Source organism: Micromonospora sp. NBRC 110037, assembly GCF_001652995.1.
Classification (GTDB): Bacteria; Actinomycetota; Actinomycetes; order Mycobacteriales; family Micromonosporaceae; genus Micromonospora; species Micromonospora chalcea.
Map to the genome: position 1 here is coordinate 90,287 of NZ_BBVA01000002.1, position 16,093 is coordinate 106,379.

At 73.9% G+C, this 16,093-nt stretch carries 10 protein-coding genes; 7 read left to right on the forward strand and 3 right to left on the reverse strand.

Annotated features, from left to right (window positions below):
- The first annotated feature begins 76 nt into the window (after window positions 1–76).
- The 6 genes from A4R25_RS00440 to A4R25_RS00465 all read left to right on the forward strand — a co-directional run bounded on the left by A4R25_RS00440 (window position 77) and on the right by A4R25_RS00465 (window position 7,484).
- Window positions 77–3,427 carry an error-prone DNA polymerase gene (locus A4R25_RS00440; RefSeq protein ID WP_064445218.1) on the forward strand — a complete coding sequence of 1,117 codons (3,351 nt, stop codon included), beginning with the start codon at window positions 77–79 and terminating at the stop codon, window positions 3,425–3,427.
- A gap of 96 nt (window positions 3,428–3,523) precedes the next feature.
- The gene (locus A4R25_RS00445) at window positions 3,524–3,703 is read left to right on the forward strand and encodes a hypothetical protein (protein ID WP_030500224.1); all 180 of its coding nucleotides are present in this window, start codon (window positions 3,524–3,526) and stop codon (window positions 3,701–3,703) included.
- A gap of 31 nt (window positions 3,704–3,734) precedes the next feature.
- On the forward strand, window positions 3,735–4,466 hold the full coding sequence (locus tag A4R25_RS00450; protein WP_030500225.1) for a methyltransferase domain-containing protein: 732 nt from the start codon (window positions 3,735–3,737) through the stop codon (window positions 4,464–4,466).
- Entirely contained in the window at window positions 4,463–5,626 is a 1,164-nt protein-coding gene (locus tag A4R25_RS00455; RefSeq protein WP_064445219.1) for an alkaline phosphatase family protein, read from the forward strand. The genes A4R25_RS00450 and A4R25_RS00455 overlap by 4 nt, the downstream gene beginning before the upstream one ends.
- 84 nt (window positions 5,627–5,710) lie before the next feature.
- Window positions 5,711–6,970: a DNA polymerase IV gene (locus A4R25_RS00460; protein ID WP_064445220.1), complete on the forward strand. Its 1,260-nt coding sequence runs from the start codon at window positions 5,711–5,713 to the stop codon at window positions 6,968–6,970.
- A 115-nt stretch (window positions 6,971–7,085) separates the two neighbouring features.
- Window positions 7,086–7,484 (forward strand): DUF3040 domain-containing protein, encoded by a 399-nt coding sequence (locus A4R25_RS00465; RefSeq protein ID WP_030500228.1) that lies wholly within the window; start codon window positions 7,086–7,088, stop codon window positions 7,482–7,484.
- A 506-nt stretch (window positions 7,485–7,990) separates the two neighbouring features.
- Here the strand turns inward: A4R25_RS00465 and A4R25_RS00470 are convergent.
- Genes A4R25_RS00470 through A4R25_RS00480 form a run of 3 tightly spaced genes read right to left on the reverse strand, consistent with a single transcriptional unit; the run spans window position 7,991 to window position 12,831 of the window.
- Window positions 7,991–10,459 carry a DUF3488 and transglutaminase-like domain-containing protein gene (locus A4R25_RS00470; protein ID WP_064445221.1) on the reverse strand — a complete coding sequence of 823 codons (2,469 nt, stop codon included), beginning with the start codon at window positions 10,457–10,459 and terminating at the stop codon, window positions 7,991–7,993.
- Window positions 10,460–10,475: 16 nt separating this feature from the next.
- Entirely contained in the window at window positions 10,476–11,774 is a 1,299-nt protein-coding gene (locus A4R25_RS00475) for a DUF58 domain-containing protein (RefSeq protein WP_030500230.1), read from the reverse strand.
- 1 nt (window position 11,775) lies between these two features.
- Window positions 11,776–12,831 (reverse strand): MoxR family ATPase, encoded by a 1,056-nt coding sequence (locus tag A4R25_RS00480; RefSeq protein WP_043329458.1) that lies wholly within the window; start codon window positions 12,829–12,831, stop codon window positions 11,776–11,778.
- 400 nt (window positions 12,832–13,231) lie between these two features.
- Here A4R25_RS00480 and leuS point away from each other — a divergent pair, with 400 nt between their 5' ends.
- A complete protein-coding gene (gene leuS, locus A4R25_RS00485; protein WP_064445222.1) occupies window positions 13,232–16,072 on the forward strand; it encodes a leucine--tRNA ligase in 2,841 nt (946 codons plus the stop codon).
- The last annotated feature ends 21 nt before the right edge of the window (window positions 16,073–16,093 follow it).

Here is a 16,093-nt window from a genome sequence, read left to right on the forward strand (position 1 = left end):
GGTACGAAAGCGCCCCTCCGGGGGCCGCTTCGTACCAAGATCTCGGGCTTTCGGGTGCAGGGCGAGGCGGGCACCGGTGAGCTTCCACAACCCGAAGATGCCGTGGTCGAAGCTGGAGCAGGTGCTCTCCGGCCGGGCCAAGGGCGAGCGGCACCTGCACGTGGTCGACCCGCTCGCGGTCGACGCCGACGGCGGCGACTCACCGGCGTGGAGCCGCAAGCGCCAGGAATACCAGCCGCCGCAGCTGGACCGGCCGGACGGCGTGGTGCCGTACGCGGAGCTGCACGCGCACTCCAACTTCAGCTTCCTCGACGGGGCCAGCCACCCGGAGGAACTGGCCGAGGAGGCGGCCCGGCTCGGGCTCACCGCGCTCGCCGTCACCGACCACGACGGCTTCTACGGCGTGGTGCGCTTCGCCGAGGCGGCCCGCGCGCTGCGGCTGCCGACGATCTTCGGCGCGGAGCTGTCCCTCGGGCTGCCGGGCCCGCAGAACGGCGAACCCGACCCGCTCGGCCGGCACCTGCTGGTGCTGGCGCACGGCCACGAGGGGTACGCGCGCCTGGCCGCCACCATCTCCCGGGCCCAGCTGCGCGGCGGGGAGAAGGGCCGCCCGGTCTACGGCGAGCTGGAGGAGCTCGCGGCGGAGCTGAAGGACCACGTGCTGGTGCTCACCGGCTGCCGCAAGGGGCACGTGCCCGCCGCGCTGCTCACCGAGGGCGTCGACGCGGCGGCCCGGGAGCTGGACCGGCTCACCGCGCTGTTCGGCGCGGAGACGGTGGCGGTGGAGCTGACCGACCACGGCCACCCGGTCGACGCCGACCGCAACGACGCGCTCGCCGACCTGGCCGCCGCGGCCGGGCTGCCCACAGTCGCCACGAACAACGTGCACTACGCCACCCCGGGCCGGCGTCGGCTGGCCACCACGGTCGCGGCGGTCCGGGCCCGGCGCAGCCTCGACGAGATCGACGGCTGGCTGCCCGCCGCGGCCACCGCCCACCTGCGCAGCGGCGCGGAGATGGCAGCGCGGTTCGCCGCGTACCCGGGGGCGGTGGCGCGGGCCGCCGAGTACGGCGCGGAACTCGCCTTCGACCTGCAGCTCGTGGCGCCGAAGCTGCCGGCGTACCCGGTGCCGCCCGGGCACACCGAGATGAGCTGGCTGCGCCGGCTGACCATGGACGGCGCCCGCGAGCGCTACGGCCCGCCCGAGGCGCACCCGGAGGCGTACGCGCAGCTGGAACACGAGCTGCGGATGATCGAAGACCTCGGGTTCCCCGGCTACTTCCTGGTGGTCTACGACATCGTCGCGTTCTGCCGCGCGCAGGACATCTACTGCCAGGGCCGGGGCTCGGCGGCCAACTCGGCGGTCTGCTACGCGCTGCGCATCACCAACGTGGACGCGGTCCGGCACCGGCTGCTGTTCGAACGGTTCCTCGCCCCGGAACGCGACGGCCCGCCCGACATCGACGTGGACATCGAGTCCGACCGCCGGGAGGAGGTGATCCAGCACGTCTACGCCCGCTACGGCCGGGAGCACACCGCCCAGGTCGCCAACGTCATCTCGTACCGGCCCCGGTCGGCGGTGCGGGACGTGGCGAAGGCGTTCGGCTTCTCACCCGGCCAGCAGGACGCCTGGAGCAAGCAGATCGACAGGTGGGGCTCGGTCGCCGCGGTCGACGTGGCGGACATCCCGGAGCAGGTGGTCGCGTACGCCAACGAGCTGCAGACGTTCCCCCGGCACCTGGGCATCCACTCCGGCGGCATGGTGATCTGTGACCGGCCGGTGATCGAGGTGTGCCCGGTGGAGTGGGGCCGGATGCCCGGCCGCAGCGTGCTCCAGTGGGACAAGGACGACTGCGCGGCCGTCGGCCTGGTCAAGTTCGACCTGCTCGGCCTCGGCATGCTCTCGGCGCTGCACTACGGCTACGACCTGATCGGCTCCCGCCTCGACCTCGGCGACATGACGCTGGACGACCCCGAGGTCTACGACATGCTCTGCCGGGCCGACTCGGTGGGCGTGTTCCAGGTGGAGAGCCGCGCCCAGATGGCCACGCTGCCCCGGCTCAAGCCGCGCGAGTTCTACGACCTGGTGGTGGAGGTGGCGCTGATCCGGCCCGGCCCGATCCAGGGCGGCTCGGTGCACCCGTACATCAGGCGCAAGAACGGCCAGGAGCCGGTCACGTACGCGCACCCGCTGATGCGCAACGCGCTGGAGAAGACGCTCGGCGTGCCGCTGTTCCAGGAGCAGCTCATGCAGCTCGCCATCGACCTGGCCGGGTTCGACGCGGCCGGCGCCGACCAGCTGCGCCGGGCCATGGGGGCGAAACGGTCGGTGGAGCGGATGGCGCAGATCGCCGACCGGCTCTACGCCGGGATGGCCGAGCGGGGCATCACCGGCGAGCTGGCCGACGACGTCTACCGCAAGCTCACCGCGTTCGCCAGCTACGGCTTCCCGGAGAGCCACGCGATGAGCTTCGCCTACCTGGTGTACGCCAGCTCGTGGCTCAAGCGCTACCACCCGGGCCCGTTCCTGGCCGCGCTGCTCAACGCCCAGCCGATGGGCTTCTACTCGCCGCAGACGCTCGCCGACGACGCCCGCCGGCACGGCGTGGAGGTACGCCGGCCGGACATCAACGCCAGCGGCGCCAAGGCGGTGCTGGAGTCCACCCCGCAGACGCGGTGGGGCAGCGTGCCGGGCGAGCCGCCGCACGCCTGGGGGCTGGGCGGCCCGGCGGTACGGCTCGGGCTGGGCAGCGTCCGTACCCTCGGCGAGGACGTGGCCGAGCGGATCGAGGCGGAACGGACGGCGCACGGGCCGTACCGGGACATGCCGGACCTGGCCCGCCGCGTCGGTCTCACCGCCGCGCAGCTGGAGGCGCTGGCCACCGCCGACGCCTTCGCCTGTTTCGGGCTGACCCGGCGGCAGGCCCTCTGGGCCGCCGGCGCGGCGGCCCAGGACCGGCCCGGCCGGCTGCCCGGCACGGTGACCGGCGCGGACCCGCCCACGCTGCCCGGCATGGCCGCGGTGGACCGCCTGGTCGCCGACGTCTGGGCCACCGGCCTGTCCCCGGAGAGCCACCCGGCCCGGTTCATCCGGGACCGCCTCGACGAACTGGGCGCGGTGCCGATCGCCCGGCTCGGCCAGGTGCCGCCCGGGCAGCGGATCCGGGTCGGCGGGATCGTCACCCACCGGCAGCGCCCGGCGACCGCCGGCGGCGTCACGTTCCTCAACCTGGAGGACGAGACCGGAATGCTGAATGTCACTTGCTCCCCGGGGCTGTGGCAGCGCTACCGTCGAATCGCCCGCACCAGTGGAGCACTGGTGGTGCGGGGCCGGCTGCAGCGGCACGAGGGCGTCACGAACCTCACCGCGGACCGGCTGGACGCGATCGAGCCCCCCGTCACACCGGCATCCAGGGATTTCCGTTGATGGAGTGATCCACATTACGGTTTCCGTGAGCCGGAGGCGGGAGACTCCCGACGCGGGTGGGCAGAGTGGCCCACCCGGGGTATGGGGGATGAACAGATGACCTTTCACCGCACGTACGCCGGTGGCGTAGCCAACGCCCGACGGACCCGCCTCGGCGCCGACTGGGCGCCCACCCACGAGGCCGAGCCGCGGGAATACCAGGTGACCGACGGCCCGGTGGCCAACGACCAGCGCTCCCGCGCCGAGGACGACCCCGCCGGCGGCGGCGAGTCCTGAACCTGGGCCGGGGGGTGACTAGGCTCGGCGCGTGGAGCAGATCCGAACCCTCACCCCCCGCACCGCCGTCATCTGGTCGGTGCTCCGGGCCGAGCTGGACCGGCGGGCCGGCGAACGACTCTCCGTGCTCGACGTCGGCGGCGGGACCGGCGGCTTCGCCGTCCCGCTCGCCGAGGCCGGTCACCGGGTCACAGTGGTCGACGCCAGCCCCGACGCGCTCGCCGCGCTGACCCGCCGCGCCGCCGAGGCCGGGGTCGCCGACCGGGTACGCGCGACGCAGGGCGACGCCGACGCGCTCGCCGGGCTGGTCGAACCGGCCACCGTGGACCTGGTGCTCTGCCACTCCGTCCTCGAAGTCGTCGACGAGCCGGAACCGGTGATCTCCGCGCTGGTCACCGCGTTGCGCCCGGGCGGCGCGGCGAGCGTGCTCGTCGCCGGCCGGGCCGCCGCCGTGTTCGGCCGGGCGATGAACGGGCAACTTGACGCCGCCGCGGCGCTGGCCGCCGACCCGCACGGCACCACCGGCCGCCGGGACACGCTGCGCCGCCGCTACGACGCCGCCGACGCGAGCGCGCTGCTCACCGCCGCCGGCCTCGCCGTGGAGGAGATCCACGGGGTACGGGTGCTCGCCGACCTGCTTCCGGCCGCCGTGGCCGACGGTCAGCCGGCCGCCCTGGTGGAGCTGGAACGGGCGCTCGCGGCCCGGCCCCCGTACCGTGATCTCGCCGCTCAGCTGCACCTGTTCGCCCGCCGCCCGGCATGACCGGCCCGGCTCCCGGCCCGCTGGACCGGGTTGCGCCGCGCTACGACGGCGGCAGCCTGGCCGACGTGCTGCCCAGCGCGCTGTCGGTGCTCGGCGTACCCGGTGCGGCCGACCGGCTCGGCCTGGCACCGGGGCTGGCCGGGGTACGCCGGATCGCGGTGCTGCTCGTCGACGGCCTCGGCTGGTACCAGATCCCCACCGCCGCCCGGTACGCCCCGACGCTCGCCGGACTGGCCGCCACCACCGGCCGGCCGCTCACCACCGGCTTCCCGTCCACCACCCCGACCAGCCTGGTCAGCCTCGGCACCGGCACCGCGTCGGGCGCGCACGGCGTGCTCGGCTTCACCGTCCGGGTGCCCGGCACCGACCGGGTGCTCAACCACGTCGACTGGGCCGGCGACCCCGACCCGGTGAGCTGGCAGCCGGTGCCCACCTGGTACCAGCGGGCGCGCGCCGCCGGGGTGGCGGTGACGGTGGTCAGCCGCCCCGAGTTCGCCGGCAGTGGTCTGACGCTCGCCGCCAACCGGGGCGGCGACTACCGGGGCGCGGCCGGCGCCGACGCGCTCGCCGCGCGGATGCTGGCGGCGCTGGCCGCCGGGGACGGACCCGCGCTGGTGTCCGGGTACCACCCCGACCTGGACCGGCACGGGCACCTCAGCGGCGTCGACTCCGCGCCGTGGCGGTCCGCCGCCGCCGATGTGGACGCGCTGCTGGCCCGGCTCGTCGACGGGCTGCCGCCGGACGCCGCGCTGCTGGTCACCGCCGACCACGGCCAGCTCGACGTGCCCGCCGGGCACCGGATCGACCTGGACGCCGATCCCCGGCTGCGCGCCGGGGTACTGGTGGTCGCCGGTGAGCCCCGCGTCCGCTACCTGCACACCGAGCCGGGCGCCGAAGCCGACGTGGTGGCCGCCTGGACCGAGCTGCTGGGCCCGGCCGCGCACGTGCTGACCCGCGCCGAGGCGGTGGCGACCGGCTGGTTCGGGCCGGTGCCCGAGGCGCACCTGAGGCGGATCGGCGACGTGGTGGTGGTCTGCCGGGACACGTACGCGGTGGTCGCCACCCGTTCCGAGCCGCCGATGGCGTCGCGGCTGGTGGCGTACCACGGCGCGGACACCGCCGCCGAGATGACCGTTCCGCTGCTGGTGGTGCGGGGCTGACCCGACTCATCCGCGGCTGCGGCCGCGTCGGTGGCCGCCGGGCTGGGCGGTGGGGTTGTCGGACCGGCGGGCTAGCCTGCTGGCATGGGCCGCAGCCAGTCGTTGCCCCGAGGCGGTGACCCGCGCTTCGGGCCGGACGCCGACGACACCGGCTGCGCCATCCTGCACGTCGACATGGACGCGTTCTACGCCTCGGTCGAGGTGCGCCGCCGTCCCGAGCTGCGCGGGCGGCCGGTGGTGGTGGGCGGCGTCGGCCCGCGCGGCGTGGTCAGCTCCGCCAGCTACGAGGCCCGGCAGTACGGCGTCCGCAGCGCCATGCCCACCGCCCGCGCCCGGGCGCTCTGCCCCGGCGCTGTCTACCTGCCGCCCGACTTCACCGCCTACACCGAGGCGTCGCGGGCGGTCATGCGGATCTTCCGGGACGTCACCCCGCTGGTCGAGCCGCTCTCGCTGGACGAGGCGTTCCTCGACGTGGCGGGCGCCCGCCGGCTGTTCGGCCGGCCCGCCGACATCGCCGCGCTGATCCGCCGCCGGGTCGCCGAGGAACAGCGGCTGACCTGTTCGGTGGGCGTCGGGCCGAGCAAGTTCGTGGCGAAGCTCGGCTCCACCCGGGCCAAGCCCGACGGCCTGCTCGTGGTCCCGGCCGCTCAGGTGCTGGACTTCCTGCACCCGCTGCCGGTGTCCGCCCTGTGGGGCGTGGGGGAGCGTTCCGCCGACGCGCTGCGCCGCCTCGGCCTGCGCACCGTACGCGACCTCGCCGAGGCGCCGGCCGGCCTGCTGCGCCGGGCGGTGGGCGAGGCGTCCGCCGCCCACCTGCACGAGTTGGCCTGGGGGCGTGACCCGCGCGGGGTGACGCCCGAACAGGTGGAGAAGTCGATCGGCGCGGAGGTCACGTTCGACACCGACGTGACCGACCCGGACGAGATCCGGCGGTCCCTGCTCGCGCTCGCCGACAAGGCCGGCGCTCGGCTGCGGGCGGCCGGGCAGGTGGGCCGTACCGTGTCGCTCAAGGTCCGTTTCGCCGACTTCCGGACGATCAGCCGCTCCCGCACGCTCGCCGTGCCCACCGACACCGCCCGGGAGATGTTCGACACGGCCTGGGCGTTGTGGGGCGCGCTCGCTCCCGGCGAGCCGGTTCGGCTGGTCGGGGTCCGGATGGAAGGTCTCGCCCCCGCCGGGGAGACCCCGCAGCAGCTCACCCTCGGCGCGCCCGAGCGCGGCTGGCGTGAGGCGGAGGCGGCGGCCGATGCGGCGGCCGCCCGATTCGGGCGGTCCGTCATAGGTCCGGCCAGTCTTCTCGGCCGTCGTGATACACGACAAGTCGAAAAACCGACCCGGCCGTAGGTCGTCCCGCTTTCCGACGCGCGGGGGCCCTCGTAGACTTGCGGGTAAGCAGCCGGTTGGCTGCCACGGTCTGTCGGCCCGCCCGGGTCGACCAACGTGACCGGGGAGGAGTGCCGTGCCGCTCTCGGAGCACGAGCAGCGGCTGTTCGAGCAGATCGAGCGGTCGCTTGCCGAGGACCCCAAGTTCGCCTCGGCCGTGCGCGCCAGCGACCCGCGTTTCCACGCGCGGCGTCGCGTGCTCGTCGCTGCCGGCGTGGTCGTCGCTGGTCTGGCCCTGTTGATCTATGGTGCCGTGATCAAGATTCCCGCGGTGGCCGTGGCGGGTTTCGTCGTCATGCTGGCCTCGTTGGGCTACGCGGTGCAGTCGCACCGCCGATCCCAGTCGCCCGACCTGCACGTGGTCGGCGGCACAACGAGCCGGCGTCGTCCCCGTGGCCGCAGCAGTGGCCGCCGGGGCTCCTTCCTCGACCGGATGGAGGACCGCTGGCGGCAGCGCCCGGAGGGACACCGCTGACCGTGCTCCGCCCCGGACCGGGGCGGATGTCGCGGCGACGCCCGTCGGCGTGCGCTTCGTCGTGCCCGCTCCACGGCGGCGGGTGCGCGTAGCCGTCGATCGCGCCGCACCCGTCCACGCCCCGATGTCGGCCGGTGTGGCGGTGCCCCCGGATTCCCCGGCTGCGGCGTGAGTCTCTCCCCGGTCCGCTGGCCAGTGCTTCGCAGCCGATCATCGCCTCCGCGCCGACCTGCGGCGGCTCCTGTCGGCTGATAGTCCACGACTAGAGATCGATCTTCCAAAGCGCGGGAAACGCGAAGATCTTGGTAGGAAAGGGCCGCTATAGGGGCCTTTTCCTACCAAGATCTCAAGCGCCCCCGCTCCCCACCCCGCCAGCCCGCTGAGCAGTCGGTGATCAAGGAGTTTGTGTCCGGTCGGAGGCCTCGCGGAGACACAAACTCCTTGATCAACGGGCCGGGGGCCGGGGGGACGGGGCGGGGGACGGGGCGGGGGACGGGGCGGGGCGGTCAGCGGGCCGTGCGGCCCGCCAACAGGCGGCGTGGGCTCCAGCGCAGCATCTGCGTCCGGGCCTGCCCGCTCGTGGTGACGATCCGGGCCGACTGCTCGGCCAGGGCGGTCCGCCAACGCTGGATCACCGACGGGGGCAGCAGCGCGGCCAGCAGCCGGGTGCGGCGGTCGGCCCCGGCCGCGAGCGCGCCCCGGACCGTCCGCAGCGCCGGTTGCAACTCCGCGCCGGCGAGCGGGTCCCGCGCGTACCGGGCCCGCTCCTCGGCCCGGCCCAGCAGCCGTACCCCGGTCGCGGCGTCGCCGTTCTCGGTGAGCGCCTCCCGGGCCAGCCGCTCGGCGGTCGCGCGGGGGGTCTCCGTGCGGTCCACCCGGACGTGGAAGTCGACGAGCGTGTCGAGCAGCTCGTCCCAGGCGGCGTGCGCGTCGGCGCGGGCGGACTCGGCGTCCACGCCGACGACGACCTCCCGTGCCTCGCCCCGCTGGCCCGGCACCGCGAGCGCGGTGGCCGAGGGCGCCCGGACCCGGACGCGCCGGCGGCGGCGCAGGGTGGAGCGGCGCAGGCCCGGTACGGCGAACAGCGCCAGCAGCGCCAGCGCCGCGGCCAGCCACCACGGCCACACCCGGTTCTGCTCGGCCGGGTCACCTCCGCCCAGGGACAGGCCCTGGTCGGTGTCCTTGTCGAGCCGGTCCGCCTCGTTCGGGCCGGCCGACGGGTCGGCGGCGCCGGGAGCGACGGTGCTGCCGGGCGACGGGGTGACCTCCTCGGGGGCGTCGGTGTCCGGCGCCCAGGCGGAGCGGACCGAGCCCTGCACGCTCGCCGCCGGGGTGGCGTCGAACGGCACCCAGCCGATCCCGTTGCCGAAGTTGACCTCGGTCCAGGCGTGCAGGTTGCGGTTGGTCAGCACGTACGTGCCGCCGTCGGACTTGCTGCCGTTGGTGAAGCCGACAGCCACCCGGGCCGGAATGCCGGCGGCCCGGACCAGCCAGGCCATCGCCGCCGCGTACTGCTGGCAGTAGCCGACCTTGGTGGCGAGGAAGTCGGTGATGTCCTGCCCGCTGCTGCCGTCGCGGGTGGACAGCGAGTAGGTGAAGCCGTTCTCCACGGAGAAGTACTCGTAGATCGCGCGGACCTTGTCGTAGTCGTTCGACTTGCCCCTCACCAGCTCGTCGACGAGCTCCTCGACCTCCGGGACCGACGGCCGCTCGGTCTGCTGGCGCTTCACCGGGCTGTCCGCGGGCAGGGACGGGGCGGCGCGCAGCGCCGCCGGGCTGAACGTCGAGCGCACGTACTCGAACGAGTAGCTCTTGCCGCGGGCGTTCTCCCGGTTGGAGAAGACTATCTGCTGGCTCGAGTCGTACAGCCAGTTGCCGTTGAGGTCGTCCGCCTTCACCGGATCGGCGTAGACCGGCAGCAGCGGCATGTTCAGGTTCTTCGACACCTCGACGGTGGCCTTGTAGCGCTGCCGCTCGACGCCACGCGGGGTGCGCTCGCTCGGGTCGGGCAGGCCGCGGGTGACCGGCCGCCCGGTGGGCACGCGCGCCTGGAAGCCGCTCGGCCGCAGGTCGTCGACCACGCCGAGGCGCAGGTAGAACGGGCTCGGCTCGTTGGTGCTGACCTTTACCAGCTCGGTTTCCTGGCTCTGGTTGAGCTGGCCGCTGAGCGCTGCGAACAGGTCGATCCGGCCCGGGCTGCCACCCTGGCCGGGCCGGCCGTTGCCCTCACCGGGCCCGGCGCCGACGTTGTTCATCAGCCCGCCGGTCATCCCGGGCACGGCCAGGGGCAGGGCCACCGCCACCGCCACGCCGACCACTGCCAGCCGGCGGCCCGCCGCGGCCAGCGGCGACGCCTCCCAGACGTCGACGTCGCGTCCCTCACCGGTGAACCGGCGGCCGAACCGGCGTACCCGGTCGACGTTGTCGGTGACCAGCAGCCACAGGTAGCCGGCGGCGCCCACCACGAACGGGGTGGCGGGGACGCTGTCCAGGTAGACCGCCACCGGCACCGAGTAGATGGCGAGCATCGGCAGGCCGGCCAGCGCCGGCCGGCGCAGCCCGACCGAGAGGACGTCCACCACCACGGCGACCGCGCCGATGCCGAGCACCGCGAGGAACAGCAGCGAGTCGACGTCGGGCACCTTCACGCCGTACGAGCGCATGTCCTCCAGCGACGCCTGCGTCAGCTCGCCGAAGTGGGCGAACGTGCCCGGGGCCGGGATGAACGCGAGCAGCTCGGCGCCGCTCGGGAAGATCCACGTCAGGCCCAGGGTCAGGCCGGCGAGCATCGCCAGCACCTGGCCCCACAGCGGCGCCCGGGCCAGCCGGCTCAACGCGGCCGAGCCGGCCACCACGGCGACCACGATGGTGGCCTGGATCAGCCACGTCCAGCGTTCGAAGATCGCCGACAGCGGGGCCGCCGCCAGCAGGGTCGCCGCCGCGGCGACGAACCCGATGTTGCGATGGGGGGTCACGGGAGCTTCCTTCCGGTCATCGCATGCCTCCGGCGACCGTCTCGGCCAGGGCCGCCCGCAGCGCGAACCCCTGCGATCCGCGCCCGGCCTGCGGCCACAGCACCGGCAGACGGCTGCCGTGCTCCACCCCGATGACCCGCCAGCCGCTCTGCAGCAGCGCGAGCGCGGCGGCGCCGTGCGCCCGTTCCGCCTCGGTGCGGGCCTTCGGCGGCAGGTTCAGCCAGGTGTTGCTGTCGAGCAGGAACGCCACACAGGTCGCCCCGTTGCCGCGCAGCCCGGCCAGCAGCTCCGCCTCGGCGGCGCCGAGCGTGCCGAGCAACGCGATGATCAGGCCGCCGTCGGCCCGCTGCCGGACCTGCTGCACCAGCGTGGTGATCTCGCCGCGCCGGTCCAGGTGCACGTCGGCGAGCTGGTCCAGGAGCAGGCCCTCACCGCCGGCCTCGGTCGCCGCGACGTCGGCGCCGTTGCCGGTGACCAGGCGCAGCTTGTAGCCGGCCTGGCGCAGGTGCACGGCGATGCTGGCGGCCGCCGAGACCGCCCACTCGAAGCTCGCCGTCGGCCCCTCGCCCCGGTGCCCGGCGGCGCGCGTGTCCAGCACGACGGTGGCGCGGCTCTCCCACGGCTGCTCCTCGCGGCGCACCATCAGCTCGCCGGTGCGGGCGGTGGACTTCCAGTGCACGCGGCGCAGGTCGTCGCCCATCCGGTACTCCCGGGTGGCGGCGTCGTCCTCGCCGTGTACCGCTACCGAGCGGGCCCGGCTGTCGCCGCTGCCGGCGTACTCGCCTGGTAGCCGCACCGACGGCAACGGAGTGACCTGCGGGATCACCGTGAGGTGGTCGGTGCTGGGGAACGAGCGGGTCAGCTCGCACAGCCCGAACGGGTCGGTCAGCCGGATCACCAGCGGGCCCACCTCGTAGCGGCCGCGCACGTCCGCCCGGACGGTGTACGCCACGGAGCTGGCCTGGTGCGCGCCGAGCCGCTCCAGCACCACCCGGGGGCGGCTGCCCAGCGCGTACGGCAGGCGGTCCTCCAGCAGCAGCGTGCCGGTGGGCAGCCGGGACAGGTTCTGCAACCGCAGCACCACGCGGGAGCTGGCCCCGACCGGCACCCGGTGCGGCTCCAGCGACCTGTTGCAGGCCAGCTTGTACCGGCTGCGCCCGACGTACGCGGCGGCCAGCAGCGGCAGGACGGCGAGCAGGACCGCCACCCGGAGCAGGTCCTTCTCGCCCAGGATGCCGGCGGAGATCGCCGCGGCCACCGCGGCCGCCAGGAAGGAGCGGCCGCGGGTGGTCAGCCCACGCAGGCCGTCGCGCACGTCACGGCCTCCGCGGCTCGTACGGCCCGCGGCCGTTGTTGCCGCCGCCGGGGCGGGTGTCGTACGGCGAACGCTGCCGGTCGTGCGGGAGCGGCAGGCGGTGCACCAGCTCGGAGACGATCGCGTCGGTGGTGCGCCGGGCCAGCTGGGCGTCGGCGGTCGGGATGATCCGGTGCGCCAGCACCGGCACCGCGAGGACCTGGAGGTCGTCCGGCAGCACGTAATCGCGGCCCTCCAGGGCGGCCACCGCGCGGGCGGTGCGCAGCAGCTGGAGCGTGGCCCGCGGGGACGCGCCCAGGCGCAGGTCCGGCGCCTCCCGGGTGGCGGTGACCAGGTCGATCGCGTACTGCTTGACCGCGTCGGCGACGTGCACCTGCCGGACGTGGCCGATCAGCCGGCGGACGGTGGCCGCGTCGGAGACCGGCCGCAGCCCCGACAGCGGGTCGGTGGCGCCGTGCCCGTCGAGCATGGCCAGCTCGGCGCGCGGGTCCGGGTAGCCCATGGCGATGCGGGCGGTGAACCGGTCGCGCTGCGCCTCGGGCAGCGGGTACGTGCCCTCCATCTCGATCGGGTTCTGCGTCGCGATCACCATGAACGGCGTCTGCAGCTGGTAGGTGACGCCGTCGACGGTGACCTGGCGCTCCTCCATGCACTCCAGCAGCGCCGACTGGGTCTTCGGCGAGGCCCGGTTGATCTCGTCGCCGACCACCAGGTTGGCGAAGACCGCGCCGGGGCGGAACTCGAAGTCGTGCGTCTCCTGGTTGTAGACGCTCACGCCGGTGACGTCGCTGGGAAGCAGGTCGGGGGTGAACTGGATCCGCCGGACCGAGCAGTCGATGGACCGGGCCATCGCCTTGGCGAGCTTGGTCTTGCCGACGCCGGGCACGTCCTCGATGAGCAGGTGGCCCTCGGCCAGCAGCACCGCCAGGGCGAGCCGGACGGTGGCGGTCTTGCCCTCGATGACCTGCTCGATGTTGGCCACGATGGCCTCGCTGGCGGCGCGGAACTCGTCGTGCGGCAGCAGACCGCCCACCTCGTCCCAGGTCTGTTGTGTCACGGGCCTCCTCCTCGTCGCCTGGACGGCAGCTCTTTATAGAGCACCTGGACCCGCCGTTGGGTTCGCGACGCCGAGCCACGTCTGCCGCAGTAATCTCACTGGCCTCTCAGGCTAACCATGTTTGTCGTTACTGCCGACTCCCGCAGGTGGTCGGTCGGTTACGCCCGGAATATTCGCCGGACCGGGGGACCGGCCGCCCCGGGCGGAACGGGCGCGCCGCCGCCGAGGGCTGCGAGGTACACTGCCTGCATGGCCGGGTTCTTCCTGCTTCTTACCGAGCCGTGTTGATGCGCTGAACGCGCGACAGCACGGCCGCCCCTCCTGCGCGAGGGGCTTTTTTGTGCCCGCAGCAGACCGCCCACAATTTTTCGAATCGCCCGATCCGCGCCGAGGAGACGCCATGAGTGAGGCAGCCGCACCGGCGACCGACATTCCCCCGTTCCGGTACACCGCCGCACTGGCCGACGAGATCGAACACCGCTGGCAGGACACCTGGGAGCGGGACGGCACCTTCCACGCGCCGAACCCGACCGGCCCGCTGGCCGACCCGGGTCATCCGCGCGCGGGCGCCGAGAAGCTGTACGTGCTGGACATGTTCCCGTACCCCTCCGGCGCCGGCCTGCACGTCGGCCACCCGCTGGGCTACATCGGCACCGACTGCTACGCCCGCTACCAGCGGATGGCCGGGCGCAACGTGCTGCACGCGATGGGCTTCGACGCGTTCGGCCTGCCCGCCGAGCAGTACGCGGTGCAGACCGGCACCCACCCCCGCACCACCACCGAGGCGAACATCGAGCGGTACCGGGCGCAGCTGCGCCGGCTGGGGCTGGGCCACGACGAGCGGCGGTCGGTGGCGACCATCGACACCGACTTCTACCGCTGGACGCAGTGGATCTTCCTGCAGGTCTTCAACTCCTGGTACGACACCGATGCACGCAAGGCCCGGCCGATCGCCGAGCTGATCGCCGAGTTCGAGGGCGGCACCCGCGCCACCCCGGACGGGCGGCCGTGGGCCGAGCTGTCCGTGGGGGAGCGGCGGCGCGTCGTGGACGACCACCGCCTGGCGTACGTCTCGGAGGCGCCGGTCAACTGGTGCCCGGGCCTGGGCACCGTGCTGGCCAACGAGGAGGTCACCGCCGACGGCCGCTCCGAGCGCGGCAACTTCCCGGTCTTCAAGCGCAACCTGAAGCAGTGGATGATGCGGATCACCGCGTACGGGGACCGGCTGCTGGAGGACCTGGACACACTGGACTGGCCGGAGCCGATCAAGCTGCAGCAGCGCAACTGGATCGGCCGGTCGACCGGCGCGCACATCGACTTCCCGACCGCCGCCGCGCCGGTGCGGGTGTTCACGACCCGGCCGGACACCGTCTTCGGCGCCACCTACATGGTGCTGGCCCCCGAGCACGAGCTGGTCGACGTGCTGACGCCGGCCGCCTGGCCGGAGGGGACGAAGGACGCCTGGACCGGTGGGCATGCGAGCCCGCGTGAGGCCGTCGAGGCGTACCGGAAGGCCGCCGCGGCCAAGACGGACATGGAGCGGCAGGCGGACAGCAAGGAGAAGACCGGCGTCTTCGTCGGCGCCTACGCGACCAACCCGGTGACCGGCGGGCAGATCCCGATCTTCATCGCCGACTACGTGCTGGCCGGGTACGGCACCGGCGCGATCATGGCGGTGCCCGCGCAGGACGAGCGGGACTGGGACTTCGCCGAGGTCTTCGAGCTGCCGATCGTGCGGACCGTGCAGCCGCCGGAGGGCTTCGCCGGCAAGGCGTACACCGGGGACGGCCCGGCGATCAACAGCGCCGCGCCGGAGCGCGGCATCGACCTGGACGGCCTGGGCGTCACCGAGGCCAAGGCGCGGATCATCGAGTGGCTGGAGGCGAACGGGCACGGCGCCGGCGCGGTCACCTGGCGGCTGCGCGACTGGCTGTTCTCCCGGCAGCGTTACTGGGGCGAGCCGTTCCCGATCGTGTACGACGAGACCGGCGCGCCGATCGCGCTGCCCGAGTCGATGCTGCCGGTCGAGCTGCCCGAGGTGGAGGACTTCTCGCCGAAGACGTTCGACGCCGACGACGCCGACAGCAACCCGGAGACCCCGCTGTCGCGGCGGCGCGACTGGGTCGAGGTGGAGCTGGACCTGGGTGACGGGCCCAAGCGCTACACCCGCGAGACCAACGTGATGCCGCAGTGGGCCGGCTCCTGCTGGTACGAGCTGCGCTACCTGGATCCGACCGACTCGCAGCGCTTCGCCGACCCGGAGAACGAGGCGTACTGGATGGGGCCGCAGCGTCCGGGTGACTGCGGCGGCACCGACCTGTACGTCGGCGGCGCCGAGCACGCCGTGCTGCACCTGCTGTACGCGCGCTTCTGGCACAAGGTGCTGTACGACCTGGGCCACGTCTCGTCGTTCGAGCCGTTCCGCCGCCTGTTCAACCAGGGCATGATCCAGGCGTACGCGTTCGTCGACCCGCGCGGCGCGTACGTGCCCGCCGAGGAGGTCGTCGAGGTCGACGGCCGCTGGTTCCACGGCGAGACCGAGGTCCGGCGCGAGTACGGCAAGATGGGCAAGTCGCTGAAGAACGTCGTCACCCCGGACGACATGTGCGCGGCGTACGGCGCGGACACGTTCCGGGTGTACGAGATGTCGATGGGCCCGCTGGAGGTGTCCCGCCCGTGGGAGACCCGGGCCGTCGTCGGCTCGTACCGGTTCCTGCAGCGGGTCTGGCGCACCGTCGTCGACGAGCAGACCGGTGAGCTGCGGGTCACCGACGCGCCGGCCGACGAGGCGACCCGGCGGCTGCTGCACAAGGCGATCGACGGGGTCCGCGCCGACATGGACGGGATCCGGTTCAACACCGCCATCGCCAAGCTGATCGAGCTGACGAACGGCCTGACCCGGCTGGCGGAGACGCCGCGTGAGGTGGCCGAGCCGCTGGTGCTGATGGTCGCCCCGTTCGCCCCGCACATGGCGGAGGAGCTGTGGCGCAAGCTGGGCCACGAGGAATCCCTGACGTACGCGGACTTCCCGGTCGCCGACCCGGCCCTGCTGGTGGCCGAGTCGGTCACCTACCCGGTGCAGGTCAACGGCAAGGTCCGGGGCCGGATCGAGGTGCCCGCCGACGCGTCCGAGGAGACGGTCCGCGCGGCGGCGCTGGAGGCGGTGGCAGGCACCCTGGCCGGCAAGGAGCCGCGCAAGGTGATCGTGGTGAAGGGCCGGATGGTCTCGGTCGTCGCCTGACCGTCCACCGTGTGCTTGAGG